Origin of the sequence: Streptomyces microflavus (assembly GCF_014650075.1) — a bacterium.
Lineage (GTDB): Bacteria > Actinomycetota > Actinomycetes > Streptomycetales > Streptomycetaceae > Streptomyces > Streptomyces microflavus.
Genome location: NZ_BMUG01000011.1, coordinates 33,351 through 59,601 on the forward strand (window position 1 = coordinate 33,351; position 26,251 = coordinate 59,601).

Consider the following 26,251-nt stretch of genomic DNA (forward strand, 5'->3'; position numbering starts at 1 on the left):
TTTGTACGTGGTACGTGGGAGGACGCACATGGGTATCCAGGACACGCCCGAGGAGTGGCAGGTCACCGCGACCGTCACCCCCTTCACCGGCAACAAGACCAGCGTCCGCACCGACCAGGTGGTCATGCCCGACGGCTCCGTCCACGGCCGTGACTACCAGGTCCACCCCGGTTCCGTCGCGATCCTCGCGGTCGACGAGGACGATCAGGTCCTCGTCGTACGCCAGTACCGCCACCCGGTCCGCCAGCGGCTCTGGGAGATCCCCGCCGGACTGCTCGACGTCCCCGGTGAGAACCCCCTGCACGCCGCCCAGCGCGAGCTGTACGAGGAGGCGCACGTCAAGGCCGAGGAGTGGCGAGTGCTGACCGACGTCTACACCACGCCCGGCGGCTGCGACGAGGCCGTACGGATCTTCCTCGCCCGCGGCCTCTCCGACGTGGAGGGCGAGCGGTTCGCGGTCTCCGAGGAGGAGGCCGACATGGAGCAGGCGCGCATTCCGCTGCCCGAGCTGGTGCGTTCGGTGCTGGCGGGGGACCTGCACAACAACTGCCTGGTCGTCGGCGCCCTCGCGCTCACCGCCGTCCTCGCGGGCGACGGCGTCGACTCGCTCCGCCCGGCCGAGGCGCCCTGGCCGGCCCGGCCGTTCGAGGCCTGACGGCCCGTCCGCTCCCCCCAACCCCCTCCATCCATCCTCCGGTCGGACGATCGTAAGAAATGCTGATCCGATCGGGGGATGTTCTCCCGTGCTCCGCCCCGCTCCGCAGTGATCCACACCACCGCTGAACTACGCTCGAAAGGCCCCGACCGGAGTTCCGGCGGGCACCGCGTGCAGCGAAGTGGAGCGTGGCCCGTGACCGATCAGGCGGTGGACACCAGCGGCCCGGCCGAAGCTGCGGGGACCGAGGAGCCGCCCGGCGCCGCCCCGCCCCGATTCTTCGGCAGGGAACGCGAGTTGAAGGCCCTGCGGGCGGACATCGAACGGGCCGGCCTGGACACCCTGGCCGGCCGCAAGACCCCCCGCGCCCGGGTCCTGCTCATCGCCGGCCGCCCCGGCTCCGGCCGCAGCGCACTCGCCGCCGAACTCGCGGGCGCCCTCACCGGTACGGGTACGGCCCCGGCCGACGCCTCGGGACCGGAATCCGGAACGGGCGCGCTGCCCTGGGCCGTTCCCGGTACGGGCTCCGGCGACTACCCCGACGGGGTGCTCCGGGTCGGCCTCACCGAACCCGGCGGCGAACCCGTCCCCACCGAACGCACCGCCGGGGAGATCCTGGGGTTGCTGGGGCTCGCCGTCCCGCCCGGCGCCGACCAGGACGAACTCTCCGAGATGGTCCGCGAGGCCCTCGCCGTACGCCGGCTGGTGCTGCTCCTCGACGACGCGGCCGACGCCGAACAGGTCGACCCGCTGCTCCCGGAGAACCCGGACTGCCTGGTCGTCGCCGTCGCCACCGGCCCGCTGACCGGAATCCCGGACGTGCGGCCCTGCACCATCGGCGGACTCGAGGCGGGCGCCGCCGTCCAGCTGCTCGCCCGCGCCATCGGCCAGGTCCGCATCACCGTCGACCCGCGCACCGCCGAGAGCCTCTCCGAGGAGTGCGGGGGACAGCCCGCCGCGCTGGCCCTGATCGGCGGCTGGCTCGCCGCCCACCCCATGGCCTCCGTCGCCGACGTCACCAAGCAGCTCCACGAACTCCCCGACTCCGGCGAGCAGCAGCCCACCGGGGCCCGCCCGCTGGCCCGCGCCCTCCGGCTCGTCCACGACTCCCTGCCGCAGGCCGCCGCCCGGATACTGCGCCTCCTCGCCCTCGCGCCCGCCGGGCTCGCCGACGCCCACACCGCCTCCGCGCTGGCCGGCTGCTCGGTCTCGGCCGCCCAGTCGACGCTGGACGACTTCGTGCGGCTCGGGCTCCTGCGGACGGACGGCGCCGCCCACCCCCAGTACGGGATCCCCGGCTGCCTCGCCCCGATGCTGCGGGCCCTCCTGGAGGACCGGGACCGGCCCGCCGAGATCCAGCTGGCCCGCGCCCGGATGCTGGAGCGGACCGTGCGCCGGCTCCAGGCCTGCCGGGCGGTCACCGAGGCCGACGGCTCCACCGCCCACCGCAAGCTCGCCGGGCTGCCACGCTCCCTGCGCTTCCCCAGCGCGGAGGAGGCGGGTGTCTGGCTGCTGCTGCGCCAGCCCGCCCTGCTCGCCTCGGCCCGGCTCGCGGTGGCCGACGGCGAGCTCGACACCCTGGCCCGGCGGCTGGTCGCCGCCCTGGTGCGGGCGCTGGCCGTGCACCGGGGCACCGAGGCAGCCGCCCCGGAGCTGTACGGGCTGCACGGCCTGGTCCTGGACGTGGCCGTCCGCCGCGATCTGCCCCGCGAACAGGCGGCGGCGCTGCTGAACCTGGCCGACCTGGACGCCCGCACCGGCCGCCCCCGGGACGCCCTGACCCGCTACCGGGCCGCGCTGGATGCCGGACGGGCCGCCGGGGACCTGTACGCGACGGGCCGCGCGATGGAATCCGTAGGCAGTACGTACGCCGAGCTCGGCGACTACCACCGGGCCTCCGACTGGTACGGCCGGGCGCTCGCCCAGCGCCTCACCCAGGGGGAGCGCGCGGACGAGGCACGCCTCTACGGGCGGCTCGGCGCGGTGCACAGCTACGCCGGGCGGTACGGCGAGGCGCTGCGGAACTGGCGGGCCGCCGCGGCGGGCCACCGCAGGCTCGGCGACCTGGCGGCCCAGGCGCGGGCGCTCAGCGAGGCCGCCCGGGTGCAGGAGTACGCGGGGCGGCCGCACGACTCGCTGCACACCTGCCGGGAGGCGGCCGAGCTGGCCCGTCGCGCCGATGACGTGCGGCTTCAGGCGGCGCTGCAGCTCCGGCTGGCCGACACCCTGGACCGGCTCGGCGATCCGGCGGCGGCCAGGCTGCACAGGTCCGCTGCCGACAGATTGCTGGGTGAGGAGGGTTCTGCCTACGAAATCCGCAGTGCTTCGACAGAAAGTTAATGCTTTGTAAGGCTAGACAGCGCGAAGTCCTTCATTAGACTGGCTCTGCCGCGCTCGTTCGTGGCGTCTCCATTTATGATGTGTATGTCCGGGTGTGTACTGCCGTGCCCGGATTACCCTCCGAGCCAAGGACCGTGATCGACGTGAAGGTCGGCATCCCCCGCGAAGTCAAGAACAACGAGTTCCGGGTGGCGATCACCCCCGCCGGAGTGCATGAGCTCGTCCGCCACGGCCACCAGGTCGTCATCGAGAAGGACGCCGGCGTCGGCTCGTCCATCCCGGACCAGGAGTACGTCGCCGCCGGCGCGCAGATCCTGGACACCGCCGACGAGGTCTGGGCCGCCGCCGACCTGCTGCTCAAGGTCAAGGAGCCGGTCGCCGAGGAGTACCACCGCCTCCGCAAGGACCAGACCCTCTTCACGTACCTGCACCTCGCCGCCTCCCGCGAGTGCACCGACGCGCTGCTGGCCTCCGGCACCACCGCCATCGCCTACGAGACGGTCGAGACCGCCAACCGCGCGCTCCCGCTGCTCGCCCCGATGTCCGAGGTCGCGGGCCGCCTCGCCCCGCAGGTCGGCGCGTACCACCTGATGCGCTCGGTCGGCGGCCGCGGCGTGCTCCCCGGCGGCGTCCCCGGCACCCACGCCGGCCGTGCCGTCGTCATCGGCGGCGGTGTCTCCGGCTGGAACGCCACGCAGATCGCCGTGGGTCTCGGCTTCCACGTCACGCTGCTCGACCGCGACATCAACAAGCTGCGCGAGGCCGACAAGATCTTCGGCACCAAGGTGCAGACCGTCGTCTCCAACGCCTTCGAGCTGGAGAAGGCCGTCGTCGAGGCCGACCTCGTCATCGGTGCCGTCCTGATCCCCGGAGCCAAGGCTCCGAAGCTGGTCACCAACGAGCTCGTCGCCAAGATGAAGCCCGGAAGTGTACTTGTCGACATTGCAATCGATCAGGGCGGTTGCTTCGAGGACTCGCACCCGACCACCCACGCCGAGCCGACCTTCCAGGTCCACGAGTCGGTCTTCTACTGCGTCGCCAACATGCCCGGCGCGGTGCCGAACACCTCCACCTACGCGCTCACCAACGCCACGCTGCCGTACATCGTGGAGCTGGCGAACCGCGGCTGGGCCGACGCCCTGCGCCGCGACGCCGCACTGGCCAAGGGCCTCAACACCCATGAGGGCCAGGTCGTTTACCGTGAGGTGGCCGAGGCGCACGGCCTCCCGCACGTCGAGCTGAGCACCCTCCTCGGCTGACGGGTCAACACCTCCCGTCAACATCGGGACTCCGGCCGGACCTTGCCGAGCAAGGTCCGGCCGGAGGTGTATCGGGCCCCGTGGGGCCCTTGTGCAACTCGCCTCGAACGTAACCCTTTACCCGATTCGTGCAGCGGCGAAATGTGCGGCTTGGTCGCTGTGCACCCTTGACAGCAAGGCGTTCGATTGCCGACACATCGGGCCGGGTCCGGCGGATTGTGTTGCTGCGGACCGGTGACACGCCATAGAGTCGCCAATCGTCGGCATGGTGCCACGCTGACCTATCGATAAGTTTCCTGGTCACGTCCAAGGAGGTAAGACGACTTGTGAATGAGTCGACAATTACTCCCGGGGGTGGTCAACCAGGGATGCCTGCACGGGGTCTGAGCCCGATCGGGCTCGAAGCTGTCGGCTCCGTCGCTGTCCGCACCTTCGCCACCAAACAGCACATGACGACAGCCCCCCAGATGATGGACGGCCTACACGTGAACGCCACGGCCGGCAACGAGAGTGGCCGGAACACCGACCGCTTCGCCGACTTCGCCGAGGTGCCCGAGGGGCACTTCTACGACCCCGACGCCGAGTACGAGCCCGATCCGGAGTACGCGGCCACGCTCGCGCCCGACGCCGCGCGCCAGCGCCGCGAGCGCATCGGCCCCACCGGACGGCCCCTGCCGTACTTCCCGATCCCGGGCCCCCTGACCGACCACGGCCCCGCGAAGATCATCGCGATGTGCAACCAGAAGGGCGGCGTCGGCAAGACCACGTCGACCATCAACCTGGGTGCCGCGCTCGCCGAGTACGGACGCCGCGTCCTGCTCGTCGACTTCGACCCGCAGGGCGCCCTCTCGGTCGGCCTCGGGGTCAACCCGATGGAGCTCGACCTCACCGTCTACAACCTGCTCATGGAGCGGGGCATGGCGGCCGACGAGGTCCTGCTGAAGACCGCCGTCCCCAACATGGACCTGCTGCCGAGCAACATCGACCTCTCGGCCGCCGAGGTGCAGCTCGTCAGCGAGGTGGCCCGCGAGTCCACGCTCCAGCGCGCCCTGAAGCCGCTGATGGCCGACTACGACTACATCGTGATCGACTGTCAGCCCTCGCTCGGCCTGCTCACCGTGAACGCCCTGACGGCCGCTCACAAGGTCATAGTGCCGCTGGAGTGCGAGTTCTTCGCGCTGCGCGGGGTGGCACTGCTCACCGAGACCATCGAGAAGGTCCAGGAGCGGCTCAACCCGGAGCTGGAGCTCGACGGCATCCTCGCCACCATGTACGACTCCCGTACGGTGCACAGCCGCGAGGTCCTGGCGCGTGTCGTCGAGGCCTTCGACGAGCACGTCTACCACACGGTCATCGGGCGCACGGTCCGCTTCCCGGAGACCACGGTCGCCGGTGAGCCCATCACCACCTACGCCTCCAACTCGGTCGGCGCCGCCGCCTATCGCCAGCTCGCCAGGGAGGTGCTCGCCCGGTGTCCCGCCGAGTGAGTCTGCCGGGGGCCGACGAACTGTTCCGCACCACCGGGGGAGGGATGGGCCTCCAGTCCTCCTCCCCGGCGGACCGGCGACGCAAGGCGAACGGCGAACCACGGGTGCCCGCACCCGCCGGGGAGAGCGACCCCTCCGGCCAGGCGCCCGGCGCGGGCGGCCAGGGCGCAGCCCCCGCCGACCGGGCCGAGAGCCGTGAGGAGCACGCCTCCGCCGACACCGACGACTCGCGCGCCCGCTCCGGCGAGGGCGACCGCCGGGCCACCGCTCCCGCCCCGTCCGGCGACCGCTCCGCGACCGCCGCCCAGGGGGAGCCCCAGGCCGTCCAGCAGCAGCGCAGGCGAGGCGGCGGACGCGGCGCGAACCGGCGCCCCAGCGGCCGCGAACGCCACGACGAGAAGATCACGGTCTACGTCTCCGCCGAGGAGCTGATGGACCTGGAACACGCCCGGCTCGTCCTACGCGGCGAACACGGCCTCGCCGTCGACCGCGGCCGCATCGTCCGTGAGGCGGTGGCGGTGGTCCTCGCCGACCTGGAGTCCCGGGGCGACGCGAGCATCCTCGTACGGCGGCTGCGCGGCCGCTGACCGGCGCCGCGCCGGTAGCCTGCCGGATGGACCCCGCCGACCTGCGGGGCCCGTCCGCGCCGCCGCCCCACCCCTGGACCGCCATGCCCCTGCCCGACGACCCCGCCATCCCGCGCCGCCGTGCCCTGGGGCGGGGACCGGGGGCGGTGGTGCCGCCGGCGGAGGCGGAGGCGGCGGCCCCGGAGCCCGTAGAGGAGCCGGAAGCCGACGGCACACGCTTCACCGTCCGGCTGGTGAACTTCGAGGGGCCCTTCGACCTCCTCCTCCAGCTGATCACCCAGCACAAGCTGGACGTGACCGAGGTCGCGCTCTCGAAGGTCACCGACGAGTTCATGGCCTACATCCGCGCCATGGGCCCGGACTGGGACCTCGACCAGACCACCGAGTTCCTCGTCGTCGCCGCCACCCTGCTGGACCTGAAGGCCGCCCGGCTGCTTCCCGCCGCCGAGGTGGAGGACGAGGCGGACCTGGCGCTCCTGGAGGCACGGGACCTGCTCTTCGCCCGGCTGCTCCAGTACCGGGCGTACAAGAGGATCGCCGAGATCTTCAGCAGCCGCCTGGAGTCCGAGGCCCGCCGCCACCCCCGTACCGTCGGCCTGGAGGACCACCACGCCGCGCTGCTGCCCGAGGTCGTCATCAGCATCGGGCCCGAGGGGTTCGCGAAGCTCGCGGTGAAGGCGATGCAGCCCAGGCCCAGGCCACAGGTGTACGTCGACCACATCCACGCCCCGCTGGTCAGCGTGCGGGAGCAGGCGGGCATCGTGGTGGAGCGGCTGCGCGAGGCCGGAACGGCGGTGAGCTTCCGGGTGCTCACCGAGGACGCCCCGGACACCCTCACCGTGGTCGCCCGCTTCCTGGCCCTGCTGGAGCTGTACCGGGAGAAGGCCGTCACCCTGGACCAGGACGAGGCGCTGGGCGACCTGCTGGTCTCCTGGTGCGGCGGGACGGAGACGGAACCCGTGGTGACGGACGAGTTCGACCAGGAGGCAGCCGTATCGGCGCAGGAACAGGAGGACGTACGGGAATGAGCCCACAGCCCACCCCACAGCCCACCGCACAGGCCGGCGGCCCGGACGGGAGCCCGGACGAGGACGCGGTCGCCTCGCTCGATCTGAAGCCCGCCCTGGAGGCGGTCCTCATGGTCGTCGACGAGCCCGCAACCGTCGACCAGCTGGCCAAGGTCCTCCAGCGGCCCCGCAGAGCCGTGGCGGCCGCCCTGCGGGAGCTGGCCGACGAGTACACCGTCCAGCGCCGGGGCTTCGACCTGCGGTTCGTCGCGGGTGGCTGGCGTTTCTCCACCCGCCCCGAGTACGCGGCGGCCGTCGAGGGCTTCGTCCTGGACGGCCAGCACGCCCGGCTGACCCAGGCCGCTCTGGAGACCCTGGCGGTGGTCGCCTACCGGCAGCCGGTGAGCCGGTCGAGGGTCTCGGCGGTGCGCGGAGTCAACTGCGACGGCGTCATGCGGACCCTCCTCCAGAGGGGCCTGGTGGCCGAGGCGGGCGCGGAACCCGAAACAGGTGCGATCCTGTACAGGACGACGAACTACTTTCTGGAGCGAATGGGCCTGCGAGGCCTGGACGAGCTCCCGGAACTCGCGCCCTTCCTCCCCGAGGCGGACGCGATCGAGGCTGAGACGCTAGAGGGTGTGCCGTCGTTCGATCCGGACGCACCGGACACCCCGGATACTCACGCAGACGACAAGACGGAATTTTGATGCGAAGCAGTGGCAGGAACAGCGGAAGCGGCGGCAGCGGCCGGAGTGGCGGAGGCGCGGGCAGCGGCGGCCGCAGTGGCGGCGGCTCCTCCCGCCAGGGGCAGGGCGGCGGCGGCCAGGGCGGCGGACGCGGCGGCAGCAGCCAGGGCGGGCGGCCCGGAGCCCCGGGCGGCCGTCCCTCCGCTCAGGGCGGGCGCGGCGGCAGCCAGGGTGGCCGTCCCGGCGGTCAGGGCGGTCGTCCCACCGGTCAGGGCGGGCGTTCGGGCTCCCAGGGCGGACGCCCGGGTTCCCAGGACGGGCGTTCGAGCTACCAGGACGGACGCCCGAGCTACCAGGGCGGCCGTGACGAGGAGCAGCGCCCCCGCCGGCCCCGCCCGGAGGAGCGCCGCTACGACGTGGGCAACGACGCCCCCGGCGCCCGCGAGGCCCGCGAGCAGGAAGGCCCCCGCAAGGGCCGCGGCTCGGCGGCCCGCGGCGGTGCCAAGGGCGGCCCGAAGCCCGCACAGGGCGGCAGCGGCCGCACCGGCGGTTTCCGCCGCGCGGCCCCCTCGCGCCCGCGTGAGCTGGACGCCAAGATCGAGCAGCGCAACCGCGACCGGTACGCGAACAAGCCCGTGATCAACCTCCCCAAGACCCACCCGGGTGCCGAGGAGGAGGGCGAGCGGCTGCAGAAGGTCCTCGCCCGGGCCGGCATGGGCTCGCGCCGCGCGTGCGAGGAGCTGATCGAGCAGTCCCGCGTCGAGGTCAACGGCGAGATCGTCGTCGAGCAGGGCAAGCGCGTCGATGTGCACAAGGACGAGATCAAGGTCGACGGTCTGACCGTCGCCGCCCAGTCCTACCTGTTCTTCGCGCTGAACAAGCCTGCGGGCGTCGTCTCCTCGATGGAGGACCCGGACGGCCGTCAGTGCCTCGGCGACTACGTGACCAACCGCGAGACGCGGCTGTTCCACGTCGGCCGGCTGGACACCGAGACGGAGGGCATCATCATGCTCACCAACCACGGTGAGCTGGCCCACCGCCTCACGCACCCCAAGTACGGCGTGAAGAAGACCTACCTGGCCGCCATCCAGGGCCCCCTGCCGCGCGACCTCGGCAAGCGGCTCAAGGACGGCATCCAGCTGGAGGACGGCTACGCCCGCGCCGACCACTTCCGCGTGGTCGAGAACACCGGCAAGAACTACCTGGTCGAGGTGACCCTCCACGAGGGCCGCAAGCACATCGTGCGCCGGATGCTGGCCGAGGCCGGCTTCCCGGTCGAGCGCCTCGTGCGGACGTCCTTCGGGCCGATCCCGCTCGGCGACCAGAAGTCCGGCTGGCTGCGCCGCCTCACCAACACCGAGGTCGGCATGCTGATGCGCGAGGTCGGCCTCTAACAGCTCTGCCCCGAGGCCCGCGGCCGGTATCCGTTCGGAAAGTTCGAACAGAACCGGCCGCGGGCCTTTTGCTGCCCCCGTCCACCCTTTATAGTCAGAGTGACTATAAAGAAGGAGGCGGACCGGTGAGTCTCGCGGACATACTCGATCCCCTGCAACAGCCCCTGGTGACGGTCCTGGACACCCCGGTCAGCTGGACCGAGGTTCTGGGCTTCGGCAGCGGGGCGCTCTGCGTCTGGCTCGTGGCCCGCCAGCACCTCGCCAACTGGCCGATCGGCATCGCCAACAACGTCTTCTTCATCCTGCTGTTCGCCCAGTCCGGCCTGTACGCCGACGCCGGCCTCCAGATCGTCTTCATCACCCTCGCCGCGTACGGCTGGTGGACCTGGACCCACGGGGGTGGACCAGGGACCTCGGTCCTGCCGGTGCGCAGAACGACCCGCACCGAATGGACCTGGCTGCTCGCGGCGGGGGTGGTGGGGACCCTCGGGATCACCCTGCTGCTGTCCCGGGCCACCGACTCCACCGTCCCGTTCTGGGACGCAGCTACGACCTCGCTGTCGCTGATGGCCACGTACGGGCAGTGCCGGAAGCGGCTGGAGTCCTGGTGGCTGTGGATCGCGGCCGACGTGGTCTACATCCCGCTCTACGCGCACAAGGGGCTGTACCTGACCTCGCTGCTGTACGCCGGGTTCCTCGCCCTCTGCCTCGTCGGCCTGCGCAACTGGCACCGCGACCTGACCGCCCGTAACGCCCGGCCCCTGGAGGTGGCCGCCGTATGAAGCGCTACGAACACGGCCTGGTCCTCGGCAAGTTCTACCCGCCGCACGCCGGTCACCACCACCTCGTCGAGGCCGCCCGGGACCAGTGCGAGCGGCTGACCGTGCTGGTCTGCGCCGCCTCCGTGGAGTCCGTACCGCTCGCCGACCGGGTCGCCTGGATGCGGGAGATCCACCCGGACGTCACGGTGGTCGGCGCGGTCGACGACACGCACATGGACGTGCACGACCCGGCGGTCTGGGACGCGCACATGGCGGTCTTCACCGCCGCCGTGCCCGAGCGGGTCGACGCGGTCTTCACCTCGGAGGCGTACGGGGAGGAGCTCGGCCGCCGCTTCGGCGCCGCGTCCGTCCTCGTCGACCCCGACCGCACCCTCTTCCCGGTCTCCGGCACCGCCGTACGCAAGGACCCCGTGGGCTGCTGGGACTTCCTCCGCCCGCCGGTCCGGGCCGCCCTCGCCCGCCGGGTCGTTGTCCTCGGCGCCGAGTCCACCGGCACCACCACCCTGGCGCGGGCCCTCACCGGCCACTACCGGGACCGCGGCGGGGTCTGGGCCCGGACGGCGTACGTCGCGGAGTACGGGCGCGAGTACAGCGAACAGAAGCTCGCCGCCCTGCGCGCGCAGTGGCCCGGAGCCGCCTGGGAGGACGTCGCCTTCACCACCGAGGACTTCCCGCTCATCGCTGAGGCCCAGAACGGCCGGGAGGAGGCCGCCGCCCGCATCGGGTCCCCGGCGCTCTTCTGCGACACGGACTCCTTCGCCACCACTGTCTGGCACGAGCGGTACGTCGGCGGCCGCAACCCGCTCGTCGAGGAGATCGCGGACCGGACCGCCCACCACCTGTGGCTGCTCACCGACCACGAGGGCGTCGCCTTCGAGGACGACGGGCTGCGGGACGGCGAGGAGCTGCGCCCCTGGATGACCGACCGCTTCCGCGCCGAACTCACCCGCACGGGCCGCCGGTTCATCGAGATCACCGGCCCGCCCGAGGCCCGCCTCACCGCCGCCGTCGCCGCCGTGGACGAACTCCTCGCCACCGGCTGGGACTTCGCCGCCCCGCTCCCGGAGACACGATGAGCACCGGCGTACCCGAGGGGTACGACCCGCACGCCTTCTGGCCGTTCGCGGTCACCGTCGACCTCGCGGTCTTCACCGTCCGGGACGCGGCGCTCCACGTGCTGCTGGTCGAACGCGGCCAGGACCCCTTCCGGGGGCGCTGGGCGCTGCCGGGCGGCTTCGTCCTGCCCCGCGAGTCCGCCGACGAGGCGGCCCGCCGCGAGCTGGCCGAGGAGACCGGGCTCGGCCCGGACGCGGTGGGCGCCTTCCACCTGGAGCAGCTGCGCACCTACACCGACCCGGACCGGGACCCGAGGATGCGGGTCGTCTCCGTCGCGTACGCCGCACTCCTGCCGGACCTGCCCGAACCGCGCGGCGGCGGGGACGCGGCGAGCGCCCGGTGGTGGGGTGCGGGCTCCGCCGGGCCGCTGGCCTTCGACCACGACCGGATCCTGGCCGACGCCCGCGACCGGATCGGCGCCAAGCTCGAATACACCTGCCTGGCCACCGAGTTCTGCCCCGCCGAGTTCACCCTCGGCGAGCTCCAGCAGGTCTACGAGACCGTCTGGGGCGTCGAGCTGGACCGCCCCAACTTCCGGCGCAAGGTCCTCAACGCGCCGGGCTTCGTCCAGCCGGTCGAGGGTCCGCCGCGCCGCACCGGCGGCCGGGGCAAACCGGCCGCGCTGTACCGGGCGGGCGGAGCCACGGCCCTGCACCCGCCGCTGCTGCGCCCGCCGCCCACCGAACCCTCCCTCTCGCGCCCGGAAGGACGAACGCCATGACCACAGCCACCCGAAGAATCACCAAGCAGGCGGCCACCGGATCGCTCACCGGGCTCGCGCTCGGCGACGCGCTGGGCTTCCCCACCGAGTTCAACGACGTCCCCGCCATCCTCACCAAAAGCGGCCCCTGGCGGCAGATGGCCCTGCCGACCCCCGCGATCGTCACCGACGACACCCAGATGACGATCGCGCTGGGCCGCGGCATCCGCACGGCCATGGACAGCGGACTGCTCACCCCGGAGCGCCTGGTGGACCCGGTACGCAGGGAGTTCATCGCCTGGTACCACTCGCCGGAGAACAACCGCGCCCCCGGCAACACCTGCCTCACCGCCTGCCGCATGCTCGAATCCAGCCCGGTCTGGCAGCAGGCGAGCCAGACGGGTTCCAAGGGGTGCGGCGCCAACATGCGGGTCGCGCCCGTCGGCCTCGTCCCCGGCCTCAGCGACGAGCAGCGCGCCGGCGCCGCCCAGCTCCAGGCCGCCCTCACCCACGGCCACCCCACCGCCCTGGCCGCCTCCGACCTGACCGCCCGCGCCGTCTTCCTGCTCGCCCAGGGCGCCGAACCCCTCGGCCTGATCGGCCAGTTGCGCAGCTACGCCTACGAGAACAGCGGCCGCTACCTGACCCGCTGGCTCGGCGACCTGTGGCGCCACGCCGGGGACGCCTCGCCCGAGGCGTTCATCACCCGCGGCTGGGACGAGTGCCAGAGCGCGCTGGCCGCCGTCCAGGAGGCCCTGCGCGACCCCTCGCCCGAGACGGACCCGTGCGAGCGGACCGGGGACGGCTGGATCGCCGAGGAGGCCCTCGCCACCGCCCTGCACTGCTTCCTGCTCTTCCCCGAGGACCCGCTCACCGCCCTGCGCCGGGCCGCCTGCACCCGGGGCGACTCCGACTCGATCGCCTGCCTGGCGGGAGCCTTCGCCGGGGCCCACCTGGGCGCGGGGGCCTGGCCCAAGGAGTGGTCGGAGCGCATCGAGTACCGGAGCGACCTGCTGTCGCTGGCGGCGCTCTGGGACGCTTGATCCATGAGCACCCCGCCCCTCACCCTGGCGCGGGCCGGCCTGTCAGCCGAGGACCTGGTGGGGGCTGTACGAGCCCCAGGAGACCCGGACCCGGATGTGGGAGCGGGACGGGGTCGAGACGGACCTGGACGGGGGATCGGTGGCCCGGGGCATTGAGGAGCTGCACCGCGTCCTGGACGAGGCGCAGGAGCGCTCCCGGCTGCCGGAGGCCGCGACCGCCCTCCAGGACCTGCACGACCTCGTCGTACGGGCGAGGCTCGCGCCCTGACGCCCGGTTCCTAGGCCGACGCCCGCCGGGTCCGGACCAGGAAGTCCTCCACCGCCGCCCGGTCCGGCCCGGGCGGCAGCGGGGAGGTGTCCGCAGCCTCGTCGTTCTCCTCGGCGAGGCGGTTCATCCGGCGCTCCACCTCCGGCCAGGGCACCTCGCCCCGCTTCACCGTCAGCAGCTCCTCACGCGCCTCGCCGACGTCGATCCGCAGCTCGCCGGTGCGCAGCAGGTCCCGGCCGCTCGCCAGCAGCCGCAGCAGGTGCATCGCGTGCTTCCAGCGGGGCTCCCCGTACTGCCGCACATCCGCCTCCAGCTTCTTCCGCTGGCCCAGCGCGTAGCGGACGAACGTGCCGTGGGCCAGGCGGGAGAGGAAGGCGGCCCGCAGCGCGATCAGTTCGCGGCCGGTGTCGTCGACGTACTCCACCAGCGGTGAGTGCAGGCACTCCAGCACGTTCGGATTGGCCCGCAGCGCCAGCTCGCAGAAGCGCTCCAGCTCCCACGAGAACTGCTCGGGTCCTGGGCCCTCGATATGCGCCGGGGGCTTGTCGAAGCGCCAGAACAGCGGGGTGGGGGCGACGTACACGCCCCGCCGGTCGGTGTCGCTGCCCTCCGTCGCCAGGCCGAACGCGCGCGAACCCATGACGCACGCGTAGACCGTGTGGTCGCGTACGAGCGTCTCGTCGGCAGGAGTAATCATGGCGGCGAGGGTACGTGGACGGCGGGCCGCCGCGCTTCTGGATTCCGGCCGCCCGCTGCTGGGAGTCCCGGCCCTCAGCCCAGCAGGATCGCCCCGCCCGAGACGGTGATCTGCTCGGCCGGCAGCGGACGGGTCGCCGGGCCGGCCTCGACCGCCGCGTCCGTGATGGAGAACTTGGAGCCGTGGCAGGGGCAGTTGATGGTGCCGTCGCTGACCGTCGAGACGAGGCACTGGGCGTGGGTGCAGACGGCGGAGAAGGCCTTGAACTCGCCCTCCTCCGGCTGGGTCACCACCACCTTCCGCTCCTTGAAGATCGTGCCCCCGCCGACCGGGATGTCGCTCGTCGCGGCCAGCTCCTCACCGCCGGGCGAGGCGTCGGGGAAGGTCCCGGGCGATGCCGTGTCCGACGCCGTCGGCGTACCGCTCGCGTCCCCTCCGCCGCCCTCGTCGCCGGACGATCCACAGCCGGTCACCAGGGCGGCGGCGCCCGCCGCGCCCGCGGTCAGGACCGTCCTTCGCCGTGCGTTCATGGGCTCTCCAGTTGTCGAGACGTGAAAGGGGCGATCTGTGCTGGCCATGGTGGTGCCGGGGAGCGCACAGGTGAAGCAACCGGGCGGACCGAAGACACTTCCTGTACAGTCGTCCAGGAAATCGCCCATGGGAGGCCCACCGTCATGCACTCCGCAGCTCAGGTCCTGGTCGCGCTCGTCGCGCTGATCCACGTCTACTTCCTGGTCCTGGAGATGTTCCTCTGGGACACCGACCGGGGCCGCAAGGCCTTCGGCACGACCCCCGAGTTCTCCCGAGAGAGCGCCACCCTCGCCGCCAACCAGGGCCTCTACAACGGCTTCATGGCCGCCGGACTGGTCTGGAGCCTCCTCGCCTCCGACCCGGTCTCCTACCAGGCGCAGATCTTCTTCCTGGGCTGCCTGGTCGTCGCCGGGGTCTACGGGGCCGTCACCGTGAGCCGGAAGATCCTCTTCGTCCAGGCGGTGCCGTCCGCACTCGCCCTCGGAGCCGTCCTGCTCGCGGGCTGAGATCCTGGGCCGATGACACCCGCAGTCACGGTCGGCAGCGCCGACCCGCGCACCGCACGCACCAGGGCCAAGCTCCGCGCGGCCCTGCTCGCCGCCTGCGAGCACCGGCCACTCGAACAGGTCAGCGTCGCGCAGGTGGTCCGAGGGGCCGGGGTCGGCCGCGCCACCTTCTACCTCCACTACGACGACCTGCACGCCCTCGCGGTGGACGCCTGCGCCGAGGTCGTCACCGAGGCGGTCGACGCCCTGCACGCCTGGGACGGCGCGCCGCCCGGCCCGGACGCGCCCCCGGCCCCGCTCGCCACCCTCCTCGCCTCCATCCACAACAGGGCACCTGTCTACCGCAGCCTGCTGCGCGAGGGCGGCGGCGGCCCGCTCGGCGAACTGCTCCACCGGGAGCTGCGGCAGCGCAGCCTCGACGAGCTGCGCGCCCGCCGCCCGGCGGACACCGGACACGACCTCACCGCGAGCGCGGTGGCCGGGATCTTCACCGGGATGCTCGCCGACTGGGTGCACGGGCGGATCACCGCGACGCCCGGGGAGCTCGCCGGCCGGATCTGGCGCATGCTCCTCGCGGTCCACGCCACCGCCCGTCTCACGGAGAGAGCGCGGTGACCGGGCTCTCCACCACCCCTCTAGGGTGATCGGGAGCAGCGCCGAAGTGAACGAACAAGGAGTACGACGTGGCGGTACGAGCGGTCCGAGGAGCCGTCCAGCTGGAGCGGGACGAGGCCGGGCACATGGACGAGCGGGTCGGTGAGCTGCTCACGGCCGTCCTGGAACGCAACGAGCTGGTCGCCGACGACCTGATCAGCATCTGGTTCACCGCAACCCCGGACCTGCACAGCGACTTCCCGGCCGCCGCCGCGCGCGGCCTCGGGATCGTCGACGTACCCCTGATCTGCGCCCAGGAGCTGGACATCGAGGGGGCCATGCCCCGCGTCGTCCGCCTCCTCGCCCACGTCGAGACCTACCTGTCGCGCGCGGAGATCCAGCACGTCTACCTCGGCGCCACCGCCGCCCTGCGCAAGGACATCGCCCAGTGAGAACCGCCCTCGTCATCGGAACCGGGCTCGTCGGCACCTCCGCCGCCCTGGCCCTGGCCGGCCGTGGCATCCACGTCCACCTCGTCGACCACGACCCCGAGTCGGCCCGCACCGCGGCCGCCCTCGGCGCCGGCACCGACGAGCCGCCGGAGGGCCGGGTCGACCTGGCCGTCGTCGCCGTACCGCCCGCCCACACCGCCACCGTCCTGGCCGCGGCCATGCGCGCCGGAGCGGCCCGCGGCTACCTGGACGTCGCCAGCGTCAAGGGCGGCCCGCGCCGCGAGCTGGAGGCGCTCGGCGTCGACCTGACCCCGTACATCGGTACGCACCCGATGGCGGGCAAGGAGCGCTCGGGACCGCTCGCCGCCACCGCCGACCTCTTCGAGGGCCGCCCCTGGGTCCTCACCCCCACCCGGGACACCGACACCGAGGTTCTCAACCTCGCCCTGGAACTCGTCGCGCTCTGCCGGGCCGTCCCCGTGGTCATGGACGCCGACGCCCACGACCGGGCCGTCGCCCTCGTCTCCCACACCCCGCAGCTGATCTCCTCCATGGTCGCGGCGCGCCTGGAGGAGGCCGACGAGACCGCCGTACGCCTGTGCGGCCAGGGCATCCGCGACGTGACCCGGATCGCCGCGTCCGACCCCCGGATGTGGGTGGAGATCCTCTCCGCCAACCCCGGACCGGTCGCCGACGTGCTCGCCGGGGTCGCCGCCGACCTGGAGGAGACCGTGACCGCGCTGCGTGGCCTGCACTCCGCCGACGAGGAGAAGCGGCGCGCGGGCACCGAGGCCATCGAGGACGTCCTGCGCCGCGGCAACGCCGGCCGCGTCCGGGTCCCCGGCAAGCACGGCGCCGCCCCCGCCGCCTACGAGACCGTGGCCGTCCTCATCGGCGACAAGCCGGGCGAGCTGGCCGCGATCTTCGCCGACGCGGGCCGGGCCGGGGTCAACATCGAGGACGTCCGCATCGAGCACGCCACCGGACAGCAGGCGGGCCTGGTCCAGCTCATGGTCGAACCGAGCGCCGCCCCCGCGCTCGGCGCGGCCCTCACCGAGCGCGGCTGGTCGATCCGCAGCTGAGACCGGTACGGGGGCGGGCCCCCGGCGCCACCCCCGTACGGGGACGGAGGCTCCCCCGTACGGGGTACAAGGGCGCGCCCGGCACTCGGTAACCTGGTACGAGGCCGCCCGCAGGCCCGTCCGTCCCCACCCCGTGTACCAGGAAGGTGTCCACCGCCGTGGAAACCGCAAGCTCCGCAGTGATCGTCGCCATCGACGGGCCCTCCGGCACCGGCAAGTCGAGCACCTCCAAGGCCGTCGCCGCCAAGCTCGGCCTGAGCTACCTGGACACGGGCGCGCAGTACCGGGCCATCACCTGGTGGATGCTGAACAACGGCATCGACGTGACCAGCCCGGCGGAGATCGCGACGGCGGCCGCCAAGCCCGTGATCATCTCCGGCACCGACCCGACCGGCCCGACGATCACCGTCGACGGCGAGGACGCCTCGGGCCCGATCCGCACCCAGGAGGTCACCTCCAAGGTCAGCGCCGTCAGCGCGGTCCCCGAGGTGCGCACGATCATCACCGAGCTCCAGCGCTCCATCGCCGCCGGCGCCGAGGGCGGCATCGTCGTGGAGGGCCGGGACATCGGCACCACCGTGCTGCCCGACGCGGACCTCAAGATCTTCCTCACCGCCTCCCCGGAGGCCCGCGCCGCCCGCCGCAGCGGTGAGGTCAAGGGCTCCGACCTCGCCGCCACCCGTGAGGCCCTGATCAAGCGGGACGCCGCCGACTCCGGCCGCAAGACCTCCCCCCTCGCCAAGGCGGACGACGCGGTCGAGGTGGACACCACCGAGCTGACCCTCCAGCAGGTCATCGAGTGCGTCGTCACCCTCGTCGAGGAGAAGCGGACCGCCGCGTGAGCGACGCCACGGGGGCGCCCACACTGCGCGGAGCCGCGGTCGGGCGAAGGATCGGCATCGGCCTGATGTACGGGCTCTGGAAGCCCCGGGTGCTCGGCGCGTGGCGCGTGCCCGCCGCCGGACCCGTCATACTCGCGGTGAACCACTCCCACAACATCGACGGACCGATGCTGATGGGGACCGCACCCCGGCCGGTGCACTTCCTGATCAAGAAAGAGGCGTTCGTCGGCCCCCTCGACCCGTTCCTGCACGGGATCGGACAGATCGAGGTGGACCGTACGACCGTCGACCGCACCGCCATCGGCCACGCGCTGGGCGTCCTGGCGGACGGCGGGGCGCTCGGGATCTTCCCGGAGGGCACCCGGGGCGAGGGCGACTTCGCCTCACTGCGGGCCGGACTCGCGTACTTCGCGGTACGCGGCGGGGCGCCGATCGTCCCCGTCGCCGTTCTGGGAAGCACGGAGCGCCGCGGACGGTTGATACGGGGGCTGCCCCCGCTGCGCAGCCGGGTCGACGTCGTCTTCGGTGACGCGTTCGACGCGAGCGCCGGCGACGGGCGGCGTACGCGCAAGGCGCTGGACGAGGCGACCCTGCGGATCCAGGGGAAGCTCACCGCCCACCTGGAAAGTGCCAAGCGCCTCACCGGGCGATAGGCCAGACTTGACCGGACTTGAGTAGTGGACGGCGCTGATCGCGGTCCATCGATGATGATGCAAAGAGGAACGGACTTCATGAACGACCAGATTCACTCCGACGGCTCGGACCACGAGCACGGAGAACTTGGCGATGCCGAGTACGCGGAGTTCATGGAGCTCGCCGCGCAGGAAGGCTTCGACCCCGAAGAGGTCGAGGGCGCCCTCGGTGAGGCCGGTCACGGCCCGCTCCCCGTGCTCGCCGTCGTCGGCCGCCCCAATGTCGGCAAGTCGACCCTGGTGAACCGGATCATCGGCCGCCGTGAGGCCGTCGTGCAGGACAAGCCCGGCGTCACCCGCGACCGCGTCAGCTACGAGGCCGAGTGGGCGGGCCGCCGCTTCAAGGTCATGGACACCGGCGGCTGGGAGCAGGACGTGCTGGGCCTCGACGCCTCCGTCGCCGCCCAGGCCGAGTACGCCATCCAGACGGCCGACGCCGTCGTCTTCGTGGTCGACGCGACCGTCGGCGCCACCGACACCGACGAGGCCGTCGTCAAGCTGCTGCGCCGGGCCGGCAAGCCCGTCGTGCTCTGCGCCAACAAGGTCGACGGCCAGAGCGGCGAGGCCGACGCCACCGCCCTGTGGTCGCTCGGCCTCGGCGAGCCCTACCCGGTCTCCTCGCTGCACGGCCGCGGCACCGGCGACATGCTGGACGCCGTCCTCGAAGCCCTCCCGGACGCCCCGGAGCAGAAGTTCGGCACCGCGCTCGGCGGCCCCCGCCGCATCGCGCTGATCGGCCGTCCGAACGTCGGCAAGTCCTCCCTGCTGAACAAGGTCGCGGGCGAGGACCGGGTCGTCGTCAACGAGCAGGCCGGCACCACTCGCGACCCGGTCGACGAGCTGATCAAGCTCGGCGGCATCACCTGGAAGTTCATCGACACGGCAGGCATCCGCCGCCGCGTCCACCTCCAGGAGGGCGCGGACTACTACGCCTCGCTCCGTACGGCCGCCGCCGTGGAGAAGGCCGAGGTCGCCGTCATCCTGATCGACTCCAGCGAGTCCGTCAGCGTCCAGGACCAGCGGATCATCACCATGGCCGTGGACGCCGGGCGCGCCATCGTCGTCGCCTTCAACAAGTGGGACACCCTCGACGAGGAGCGCCGCTACTACCTGGAGCGCGAGATCGAGACGGAGCTCGCGCAGATCGCCTGGGCCCCCCGTGTCAACGTCTCGGCCCTCACCGGCCGGCACATGGAGAAGCTCGTCCCGGCGATCGAGACCGCGATCGAGGGCTGGGAGACCCGCATCCCGACCGGCCGGCTCAACGCCTTCCTCGGTGAGATCGTCGCCTCCCACCCGCACCCCATCCGCGGTGGCAAGCAGCCGCGCATCCTGTTCGGCACCCAGGCGGGCACCAAGCCGCCGCGGTTCGTGCTCTTCGCCTCGGGCTTCCTGGAGCACGGCTACCGCCGCTTCGTCGAGCGCCGGCTGCGCGAGGAGTTCGGCTTCGAGGGCACCCCGATCCACATCTCGGTCCGGGTCCGCGAGAAGCGCGGCCGCAACAAGTAGCACCCACGCGTACGGGAGAGCCCCGGCGGTCCCCATGTGGGGGACCGCCGGGGCTCTCCCGTACGCGGACTCAGGACTCCCGGGACCCCGGCGGAAGCGCCGCGGGCCGGGGACGCCCGGCGTGGCGTCCCACCCGCTGCCAGGAGCCGAGCGTCCCGGTGTGCTGGCTCTGGCCGCTGCCGCTGCCGCTGCCGCTGCCGGTCCCGGAGTGCCGGTCCTGTCCGGCCGGGGCCGAGTGGCCGAGCGGGGCCCGGGAGGCGAAGAGCCCGGCGCCGAAGGCCGGGAAGCGGAGGTTCTCCTCACCGCTCCGGTCACCCGGCAACGCCCGGAACGAGCGCCGGTACTCGGAGTACAGCGCGTCGTAGATCGGGGTGGCGGACATGCCCACCGATGGTTCCTGCGAGGGACGCATGGCAGGAATCTGGCTCTGGTGCTGGCGGGAGGGGTCGTATGAGTGCACGTAGGTGCCAACGACCTCACCGCCCGTCGGATGCGGTCCCGCCGGAGAAAACGCTGTTCGGCGGGGGTGCCCGAGCGGGGCGGACATGATCAGGTCCCGGCGAGCGGCATCGAGGCGGCGACCAGAGCCCCGTTGACCGCGGCCTTCTCCAGGGCGTCCCGGAGCAGGTCCTCGCGCGGCTGCTGGCCGATGGTGCCGGCCGGTGCGGCGAAGACGAGGACCGTCTGCGACTTGTTGACCGCGGCCCGCCAGCCGTCGGTCACCTGGAGCGGCTGGTGGGCCTGCCACCAGGCGACCGGGTTGCCTCCGCCGGAACCGGGCTGCAGCACGGCGTGCAGCTGGCCCACGGCGAGCAGCACCGACCAGCCGGGCAGCACCGCCGGCAGCCGGTTCAGGTCGGGGGCCGGGTGGAAGCCCTGCTCCAGGAGCAGCTGGAGGAACTCGTCGCCCCCGCTGCCGTCTGTGCCGGGCCGGGCGACCGGCCCCGTCGGTTCGACGACCAGGGCCGGTCGGACATCGTCCTCGATGAGAACGAGACCGCTGGTGATGCCGAGGACGGCCTGTTCGGGCATGCGCCCCTCCGTATTCTTCTGCTCGCTGCCGGTGATGCTGCGCACCGCGCCCTGGAGCTGGTCCTCCGCGACCTTGACGACCTGCGAGGGGATGCACGTCGCGTGGGCGAACGCGAGCACGGCGGTCTCGTCCCCGATGAACAGCACCGTGCTGGTGCGTTCCTGGTCGGAGTCGCCGGGGGTGCGGCAGGAGGTGCAGTCGTAACTGCCGGGGGTGTCGTCGCCGACGAGCAGCCGGTCGGCTTCGTCGTCGCCGATCTCGGCGCGTACGTCCTGGCTGACGTCGAGCATGCGCGGCACGGGTGGCTCCTCGAACTCGGTGCGTGGGCCGAGGGGTTCCCGGCTCATGAAGAGACAACGCGGGATCCGTGGCCGGGGTCACGCACCGACGGCGACGGAAGTGAGGACCGGGTCGACACATCGCTACGTCGAGGAGTCGATCCATGGGCCCCGGGAGCGGTTGTGCCGCGGTGCGGAGAGTCTCCGGAGTTTTTACCCGGCCGCAGGCAACCTTTCCGTGGAGTTCTCCGTCGAACACGTGAGGAATACGCTGCCGGAACGGGCGGCGGGCAGGCGGCCGAAGAGCGAACCGGGCGCCGTCGAATCGTGCGACGGCGCCGGGTGTCGACGGCGATCCGGATTCAGGGATTCCGGGAACCTGCTGGTCAGCGACGGTTCCGGCTCCGGCGGCGGGGAGCCGGATAGGGCCCTGCATTCAGCTGCGAAATCCAGCCGGATTCCGGGCATATTCCGGACGGATTTCGGGTGGTAAACCGGCTGGACGTAGAGTCGCAACAGACCGGCCAGACCAGGGGGAAACGGCACCATGCATATTTCATTTCTTCTGCACAATGCGTACGGCATCGGGGGAACGATTCGCACGACCTTCACACTCGCCCGCACTCTCGCCGAACAGCACGACGTCGAGATCGTCTCCGTCTTCCGGCACCGCGACGCGCCCGTGCTCGGCGCGCCCGAGGGCGTGACGATGCGCCACCTCGTCGATCTGCGGAAGAAGAGCGCGACGTTCGACGGCGACGCCGCCCAACACGCCCGGCCCGCCACGGTGTTCCCGCACGGCGACAGCCGGCACAAGCAGTACAGCAGGCTCACCGACGCCCGGATCGCCGCCCATCTCCAGGCGCTCGAAGCCGATGTCGTCGTCGGCACCCGCCCCGGACTGAACGTGCACATCAGCCGGCAGACCCGCCGGGGCCCGGTGCGCGTCGGTCAGGAGCACCTCACGCTGGACAACCACGGCTACCGGCTGCGGCGCGAGATCGCCCACCGGTACACCCTGCTCGACGCCCTCACCACCGTCACCCGCGCCGACGCCGAGGACTACCGCAGGCGGATGAAGCTGCCGGGCGTGCGGATCGAGGCCATCCCCAACGCCGTTCCCGAGTCCGCCTTCCCGCCCGCCGACGGCGACCTGAAGTGGGTGGTGGCGGCGGGCCGGCTGCACCGGGTCAAACGGTACGACCTGCTCGTACGGGCCTTCGCCCAGGTCTCCGCGGCCCGCCCGGACTGGCGGCTGCGGATCTACGGCGGCGGGGACGCGTCCGGCGACGAGCAGGCCGCGCTGCGCGCGCTCATCGGCCAACTGGACCTGCGCGACCAGGTGTTCCTGATGGGCTCGGCCAACCCCATGGAGGCCGAGTGGCCCAAGGGGTCGATCGCCGCCGTCACTTCGGACCGCGAGTCCTTCGGCATGACCATCGTGGAGGCGATGCGCGGCGGACTGCCGGTCGTGGCCACCGCCTGCCCGCACGGACCGGCGGAGATCATCGAGGACGGCGTCGACGGCCGTCTCGTGCCGGTGGGTGACACCGACGCGATCGCCGCGGCGCTGCTCCAACTGATCGAGGACGACGGTCTGCGCCACCGGATGGGCCGCGCCGCGCTCTCGGCGTCGGAACGCTTCGACCCGGCGCGGATCGCGGAGAGCCACGAGAGCCTGTTCGCCGAACTCGTCGCCCGTGGCGCCCGGGGCCGGGGCCACAGCCCGCTGCGCACCGCGCTGCACCGCACCCGGGGCACCGTGCTCGACGGGGCGTACGCGCTCCGCTACAAGGCCGCCGACGTCCTCCGTAAGGGCAAGGCCGCCTGACCGCCACCGCCCGAGGGCTTGCGGACGGGAGCTGTCCGCAAGGCCTGGCAGACTCCTCCCCATGTTGGAGACCTCGGCACGACTGCTGCGCCTGCTCTCACTGCTCCAGGCCCACCGGGACTGGTCCGGCGCGGACCTGGCCGAGCGGCTCGGTGTCACCCCGCGCACCGTGCGCCGGGACGTCGACAAGCTGCGGGAGCTCGGCTACCCGGTGAACGCCAGCCCCGGCACCGGCGGCGGCTACCAGCTCGGGGCCGGGGCCGAGCTGCCGCCGCTCCTGCTGGACGACGAGGAGGCCGTCGCGGTCGCCGTGGGGCTGCGCACGGCGGCGGGCCACGGCATCGAGGGCATCGGCGAGACCTCCGTACGCGCGCTGGCCAAGCTCGAACAGGTGCTGCCGAACCGGCTGCGCCGCCGGGTGAGCGCGCTCGGCGCCTTCACCGTGCCGATGCTGCGCGGAGCCGACACCTCCACCGTCGACCCGGCCCTCCTCACCGAGCTGGCCGCAGCCTGCCGGGACAGCGAGCGGCTCCGCTTCTCCTACCGCTCCCACGGCGGCTCCGACTCCCGCCGGACCGTGGAGCCGCACCGGCTCGTCTGCACCGAGCACCGCTGGTACCTGGTCGCCTGGGACCTGGACCGGGCGGACTGGCGGACCTTCCGGGTGGACCGGATCACCCCGACCCCGCCGCACGGCCCCCGGTTCACACCCCGGCCCCCGCCCGCCGACGACCTGGCCGCCTACGTCTCCGAGGGCGTCGCGGTCTCCGCCTACGCGGCGCGGGCGGTGCTCCTGGTGAAGGCCCCGCTGGCGGAGGCCGCCCAGCACATCTCGCCCTCCGCCGGGGTGCTGGAGCCCGTCGACGCGCAGACGTGCCGGCTCACGGCGGGGGCGCCGAACCTGGAGGTCCTGGTGATCCACGTGCTGCTCATGGGGATCGATTTCGAGGTGGTCGAGCCGCCCGAACTCGTCGAGGTGATGACCCGGGCCCGGGACCGGCTGACCCGGGCGCTGGCCGGATCGTGAGATTCCGCCCGTTGTCCGGGAGACGGAGCCCCGTGGGAGAAACGTGAGGAAATATAAGACGGGTATAAGGGAGCATGAAATTCAGGTGTCCCGCCCATTCGGTTGACGGACCACCGGACGGTAAAATCAGCAGGTCACCCCGGGTGTTTACGGAGTGTCGCCACCGGCCCCGCCGCGAGACCGCGCAAGGGTGTCCCGCCATTTCGTACCCCCACTTCCGGGCGGGCCGTTCGAGTGAATAGGCCGGGCTATACGTGTGTGGGGATTCTGTGACACAAGCGTGACCGCGGCGGCACCCGGGGATGCGGGGGGCGCCCTCGGGGCCCGGCCTTCCGTCCTCACCCGCGGCCGCCTACGGTGAGGGGTATGGCCTCTCTACCGACCCCTCCCGCACAGCCGGACGACGCCCCCGAGCCGTACGTCGGCCTCGCTGCCGACACCGCCGAGCAGCTGGCGAGAAGCCGTGGCTGGGACACGGTCCGGGCGGTTCCGCCGGGCACGTTCCTGACGATGGAGTTCCGTTCCGGCCGGATCAACTTCCAGGTCGAGGACGCCACGGTGACCCGCTGCTGGGTGGGCTGACCCCCGCACGCACCCCGACACGACGAGGGCCCCGACCACATGGTCGGGGCCCTCGTCGTAGCAGCGGTACGCCGTGTCCTAGCCGCCCGTCATCGGGCGCGCCGGGCTCGTGGCGCCCCGGGAGCCGTGTTCGGGCTGCGCGCAGCGCGTGCCCGCGGGAGCCGCCGCCGGCCGCTCCGGGCAGACGGCGGGCACCGTGTGCGCCCGCACCCGGGCTCCGGCCGCCAGATGCGCGCCGGGAGCGCCCGCACCGGCCGCGAGGGCGGCGCCCTCGGCGGCGATCGACTGGGGGAGCAGCACCGGCTGAGGCGCGCCCTCGGGGGCCCGCACCGGGCGGCCCGCCCTGCGGCGCTCGCGCCACCGCTCGCGCACGTCGAAGATCCAGCTCTCCGTGCGGGCGATCAGCGGCTCGAACCAGGGCAGCGCCAGCAGGATGAGCAGCCCCGCCGCCCAGCCCAGCACCACATCGCTGAGCCAGTGCGTGCCGATGTAGACGGTGGTGAGGCCGACGCCCAGCGAGACCGTGGCGGAGACCGCCGACAGATAGCGCCTGGCCCGGGGCGTGGTGGCCAGATAGGCGAGGATTCCCCAGGTCACGACGGCGTTCGCGGTGTGTCCGGAGGGAAATATATCGCCGCCGGCGAACATCTCGGCCGAGCCGATCTGCGTCGCGTAGTGCGGGCCGAGCCGCCCCAGTCCCAGCTTGACCGCGCCCACCGTCACATTGAGCAGCAGCAGGGAGGTGCCGAGGACCAGCAGCGGCCGCAGCGTGTGCTGACGCCAGGAGCGCCAGCCCAGCCAGCAGGCGACCATCACCGCCGTCGGGCCGCGCTGGCCGAGCACGACGTAGTAGTCGAGGAAGGCGTGCAGTTCGGGCCACTGCTGGTAGGGCCGGAACAGCATGACCTTCCAGTCCAGGGTCACCAGCCAGGACGTCACGAGCACGGCGAAGACGATGGCGAGATAGAACGCCAACGTCCCGCCGAAGAGGGCGATGCGGTGACGGCTCATCCGCGGTGCCACTATCTTCGGCGGTTCCGGCTCCCGGTCCAGGCGGGCAAAGATGTCGGTACGCACCCAATCGACGTTACAGCGAGTGAGTGTGTGAGCAGGCCAATCCGGCCGCTTTGTGATGACGATGTGATGTGGACTTCGTCTCAGAACGGTGACTTTTTCCGGGTGCGGAGAAGAATCTCCGTGATCTTGCGGCCAATTTCCCCGGGGTTCCGTTCGGAAGCATGTTTGATCTTCCGGGTAATTTCGCACACAGG

The 26,251-nt window shown here is 72.4% G+C and carries 28 protein-coding genes; 23 read left to right on the top strand and 5 right to left on the bottom strand.

What is annotated here, in order from left to right:
- The first annotated feature begins 28 nt into the window (after positions 1–28).
- From IE264_RS28835 to IE264_RS28895, 13 genes are all read left to right on the top strand, one after another.
- On the top strand, positions 29–655 hold the full coding sequence (locus IE264_RS28835; protein WP_032758247.1) for an NUDIX domain-containing protein: 627 nt from the start codon (positions 29–31) through the stop codon (positions 653–655).
- Between the two features lie 195 nt (positions 656–850).
- Positions 851–2,995 carry a tetratricopeptide repeat protein gene (locus tag IE264_RS28840; RefSeq protein ID WP_015607675.1) on the top strand — a complete coding sequence of 715 codons (2,145 nt, stop codon included), beginning with the start codon at positions 851–853 and terminating at the stop codon, positions 2,993–2,995.
- 143 nt (positions 2,996–3,138) lie between these two features.
- Complete coding sequence (ald, locus tag IE264_RS28845) at positions 3,139–4,254, top strand: alanine dehydrogenase (RefSeq protein ID WP_032758423.1); 1,116 nt, start codon at positions 3,139–3,141, stop codon at positions 4,252–4,254.
- A 368-nt stretch (positions 4,255–4,622) separates the two neighbouring features.
- Positions 4,623–5,741 (top strand): ParA family protein, encoded by a 1,119-nt coding sequence (locus tag IE264_RS28850; protein ID WP_015607673.1) that lies wholly within the window; start codon positions 4,623–4,625, stop codon positions 5,739–5,741.
- Complete coding sequence (locus IE264_RS28855; protein WP_032758248.1) at positions 5,738–6,328, top strand: hypothetical protein; 591 nt, start codon at positions 5,738–5,740, stop codon at positions 6,326–6,328. Before IE264_RS28850 ends, IE264_RS28855 begins: the two co-directional genes overlap by 4 nt.
- Before the next feature lie 83 nt (positions 6,329–6,411).
- The gene (locus tag IE264_RS28860; protein WP_032758425.1) at positions 6,412–7,356 is read left to right on the top strand and encodes a segregation and condensation protein A; all 945 of its coding nucleotides are present in this window, start codon (positions 6,412–6,414) and stop codon (positions 7,354–7,356) included.
- Positions 7,353–8,042 (top strand): SMC-Scp complex subunit ScpB, encoded by a 690-nt coding sequence (scpB, locus tag IE264_RS28865; RefSeq protein ID WP_032758250.1) that lies wholly within the window; start codon positions 7,353–7,355, stop codon positions 8,040–8,042. Before IE264_RS28860 ends, scpB begins: the two co-directional genes overlap by 4 nt.
- Positions 8,042–9,415 (top strand): pseudouridine synthase, encoded by a 1,374-nt coding sequence (locus IE264_RS28870; RefSeq protein WP_032758251.1) that lies wholly within the window; start codon positions 8,042–8,044, stop codon positions 9,413–9,415. Before scpB ends, IE264_RS28870 begins: the two co-directional genes overlap by 1 nt.
- Before the next feature lie 125 nt (positions 9,416–9,540).
- Positions 9,541–10,197 (top strand): nicotinamide riboside transporter PnuC, encoded by a 657-nt coding sequence (pnuC, locus tag IE264_RS28875; protein ID WP_032758252.1) that lies wholly within the window; start codon positions 9,541–9,543, stop codon positions 10,195–10,197.
- Entirely contained in the window at positions 10,194–11,273 is a 1,080-nt protein-coding gene (locus IE264_RS28880) for an AAA family ATPase (protein WP_032758254.1), read from the top strand. Before pnuC ends, IE264_RS28880 begins: the two co-directional genes overlap by 4 nt.
- The gene (locus IE264_RS28885) at positions 11,270–12,034 is read left to right on the top strand and encodes an NUDIX hydrolase (RefSeq protein WP_015607666.1); all 765 of its coding nucleotides are present in this window, start codon (positions 11,270–11,272) and stop codon (positions 12,032–12,034) included. Before IE264_RS28880 ends, IE264_RS28885 begins: the two co-directional genes overlap by 4 nt.
- A complete protein-coding gene (locus IE264_RS28890) occupies positions 12,031–13,056 on the top strand; it encodes an ADP-ribosylglycohydrolase family protein (RefSeq protein ID WP_015607665.1) in 1,026 nt (341 codons plus the stop codon). The genes IE264_RS28885 and IE264_RS28890 overlap by 4 nt, the downstream gene beginning before the upstream one ends.
- Before the next feature lie 94 nt (positions 13,057–13,150).
- Entirely contained in the window at positions 13,151–13,324 is a 174-nt protein-coding gene (locus IE264_RS28895) for a hypothetical protein (RefSeq protein WP_229887829.1), read from the top strand.
- A gap of 10 nt (positions 13,325–13,334) precedes the next feature.
- Here the strand turns inward: IE264_RS28895 and IE264_RS28900 are convergent, their stop codons facing one another.
- Positions 13,335–14,021, bottom strand: coding sequence for a nucleotidyltransferase domain-containing protein (locus IE264_RS28900; RefSeq protein ID WP_032758257.1), 687 nt, complete (start codon positions 14,019–14,021; stop codon positions 13,335–13,337).
- Between the two features lie 74 nt (positions 14,022–14,095).
- Complete coding sequence (locus tag IE264_RS28905; protein WP_032758259.1) at positions 14,096–14,551, bottom strand: Rieske (2Fe-2S) protein; 456 nt, start codon at positions 14,549–14,551, stop codon at positions 14,096–14,098.
- A 144-nt stretch (positions 14,552–14,695) separates the two neighbouring features.
- Between IE264_RS28905 and IE264_RS28910 the strand changes: the two genes are divergently transcribed.
- The 7 genes from IE264_RS28910 (at position 14,696) to der (ending at position 20,229) form a co-directional block, all read left to right on the top strand.
- Positions 14,696–15,058 carry a DUF1304 domain-containing protein gene (locus tag IE264_RS28910; RefSeq protein WP_032758260.1) on the top strand — a complete coding sequence of 121 codons (363 nt, stop codon included), beginning with the start codon at positions 14,696–14,698 and terminating at the stop codon, positions 15,056–15,058.
- Between the two features lie 12 nt (positions 15,059–15,070).
- On the top strand, positions 15,071–15,673 hold the full coding sequence (locus IE264_RS28915) for a TetR/AcrR family transcriptional regulator (RefSeq protein ID WP_032758261.1): 603 nt from the start codon (positions 15,071–15,073) through the stop codon (positions 15,671–15,673).
- 68 nt (positions 15,674–15,741) lie between these two features.
- A complete protein-coding gene (aroH, locus tag IE264_RS28920) occupies positions 15,742–16,104 on the top strand; it encodes a chorismate mutase (RefSeq protein WP_015607659.1) in 363 nt (120 codons plus the stop codon).
- Entirely contained in the window at positions 16,101–17,186 is a 1,086-nt protein-coding gene (locus IE264_RS28925; protein WP_015607658.1) for a prephenate dehydrogenase, read from the top strand. The genes aroH and IE264_RS28925 overlap by 4 nt, the downstream gene beginning before the upstream one ends.
- A gap of 146 nt (positions 17,187–17,332) precedes the next feature.
- Positions 17,333–18,028, top strand: coding sequence for a (d)CMP kinase (gene cmk / locus IE264_RS28930; protein ID WP_032758262.1), 696 nt, complete (start codon positions 17,333–17,335; stop codon positions 18,026–18,028).
- Complete coding sequence (locus IE264_RS28935) at positions 18,025–18,681, top strand: lysophospholipid acyltransferase family protein (RefSeq protein ID WP_032758263.1); 657 nt, start codon at positions 18,025–18,027, stop codon at positions 18,679–18,681. The genes cmk and IE264_RS28935 overlap by 4 nt, the downstream gene beginning before the upstream one ends.
- A gap of 78 nt (positions 18,682–18,759) precedes the next feature.
- Positions 18,760–20,229, top strand: a complete 1,470-nt coding sequence (gene der / locus IE264_RS28940; RefSeq protein WP_032758264.1) for a ribosome biogenesis GTPase Der — start codon at positions 18,760–18,762, stop codon at positions 20,227–20,229.
- 70 nt (positions 20,230–20,299) lie between these two features.
- On the opposite strand, the gene IE264_RS28945 is transcribed toward der, so the two are convergent.
- The gene (locus IE264_RS28945; RefSeq protein WP_032758266.1) at positions 20,300–20,641 is read right to left on the bottom strand and encodes a hypothetical protein; all 342 of its coding nucleotides are present in this window, start codon (positions 20,639–20,641) and stop codon (positions 20,300–20,302) included.
- Between the two features lie 137 nt (positions 20,642–20,778).
- Complete coding sequence (locus IE264_RS28950) at positions 20,779–21,561, bottom strand: DUF8842 C-terminal domain-containing protein (protein WP_031123860.1); 783 nt, start codon at positions 21,559–21,561, stop codon at positions 20,779–20,781.
- A gap of 526 nt (positions 21,562–22,087) precedes the next feature.
- Between IE264_RS28950 and IE264_RS28955 the strand changes: the two genes are divergently transcribed.
- The 3 genes from IE264_RS28955 to IE264_RS28965 all read left to right on the top strand — a co-directional run bounded on the left by IE264_RS28955 (position 22,088) and on the right by IE264_RS28965 (position 24,980).
- A complete protein-coding gene (locus tag IE264_RS28955; RefSeq protein WP_032758268.1) occupies positions 22,088–23,371 on the top strand; it encodes a glycosyltransferase family 4 protein in 1,284 nt (427 codons plus the stop codon).
- A 61-nt stretch (positions 23,372–23,432) separates the two neighbouring features.
- Complete coding sequence (locus IE264_RS28960) at positions 23,433–24,398, top strand: helix-turn-helix transcriptional regulator (protein WP_032758269.1); 966 nt, start codon at positions 23,433–23,435, stop codon at positions 24,396–24,398.
- Positions 24,399–24,764: 366 nt separating this feature from the next.
- On the top strand, positions 24,765–24,980 hold the full coding sequence (locus IE264_RS28965; RefSeq protein ID WP_031123857.1) for an I78 family peptidase inhibitor: 216 nt from the start codon (positions 24,765–24,767) through the stop codon (positions 24,978–24,980).
- Positions 24,981–25,058: 78 nt separating this feature from the next.
- Here the strand turns inward: IE264_RS28965 and IE264_RS28970 are convergent, their stop codons facing one another.
- Positions 25,059–26,057: a phosphatase PAP2 family protein gene (locus tag IE264_RS28970; protein ID WP_032758270.1), complete on the bottom strand. Its 999-nt coding sequence runs from the start codon at positions 26,055–26,057 to the stop codon at positions 25,059–25,061.
- Positions 26,058–26,251 lie beyond the last annotated feature (194 nt).

Bases quoted from the DNA above. Each gene is read 5' to 3' on its own strand.
- IE264_RS28835 (WP_032758247.1), top strand. From the start codon at position 29: ATGGGTATCCAGGACACGCCCGAGGAGTGGCAGGTCACCGCGACCGTC.
- IE264_RS28850 (WP_015607673.1), top strand. From the start codon at position 4,623: ATGCCTGCACGGGGTCTGAGCCCGATCGGGCTCGAAGCTGTCGGCTCC.
- IE264_RS28860 (WP_032758425.1), top strand. From the start codon at position 6,412: ATGCCCCTGCCCGACGACCCCGCCATCCCGCGCCGCCGTGCCCTGGGG.
- scpB (WP_032758250.1), top strand. From the start codon at position 7,353: ATGAGCCCACAGCCCACCCCACAGCCCACCGCACAGGCCGGCGGCCCG.
- IE264_RS28870 (WP_032758251.1), top strand. From the start codon at position 8,042: ATGCGAAGCAGTGGCAGGAACAGCGGAAGCGGCGGCAGCGGCCGGAGT.
- IE264_RS28880 (WP_032758254.1), top strand. From the start codon at position 10,194: ATGAAGCGCTACGAACACGGCCTGGTCCTCGGCAAGTTCTACCCGCCG.
- IE264_RS28885 (WP_015607666.1), top strand. From the start codon at position 11,270: ATGAGCACCGGCGTACCCGAGGGGTACGACCCGCACGCCTTCTGGCCG.
- IE264_RS28890 (WP_015607665.1), top strand. From the start codon at position 12,031: ATGACCACAGCCACCCGAAGAATCACCAAGCAGGCGGCCACCGGATCG.
- IE264_RS28895 (WP_229887829.1), top strand. From the start codon at position 13,151: ATGTGGGAGCGGGACGGGGTCGAGACGGACCTGGACGGGGGATCGGTG.
- IE264_RS28900 (WP_032758257.1), bottom strand. From the start codon at position 14,021: ATGATTACTCCTGCCGACGAGACGCTCGTACGCGACCACACGGTCTAC.
- IE264_RS28905 (WP_032758259.1), bottom strand. From the start codon at position 14,551: ATGAACGCACGGCGAAGGACGGTCCTGACCGCGGGCGCGGCGGGCGCC.
- IE264_RS28910 (WP_032758260.1), top strand. From the start codon at position 14,696: ATGCACTCCGCAGCTCAGGTCCTGGTCGCGCTCGTCGCGCTGATCCAC.
- IE264_RS28915 (WP_032758261.1), top strand. From the start codon at position 15,071: ATGACACCCGCAGTCACGGTCGGCAGCGCCGACCCGCGCACCGCACGC.
- der (WP_032758264.1), top strand. From the start codon at position 18,760: ATGAACGACCAGATTCACTCCGACGGCTCGGACCACGAGCACGGAGAA.
- IE264_RS28945 (WP_032758266.1), bottom strand. From the start codon at position 20,641: ATGCGTCCCTCGCAGGAACCATCGGTGGGCATGTCCGCCACCCCGATC.
- IE264_RS28955 (WP_032758268.1), top strand. From the start codon at position 22,088: ATGCATATTTCATTTCTTCTGCACAATGCGTACGGCATCGGGGGAACG.
- IE264_RS28960 (WP_032758269.1), top strand. From the start codon at position 23,433: ATGTTGGAGACCTCGGCACGACTGCTGCGCCTGCTCTCACTGCTCCAG.
- IE264_RS28965 (WP_031123857.1), top strand. From the start codon at position 24,765: ATGGCCTCTCTACCGACCCCTCCCGCACAGCCGGACGACGCCCCCGAG.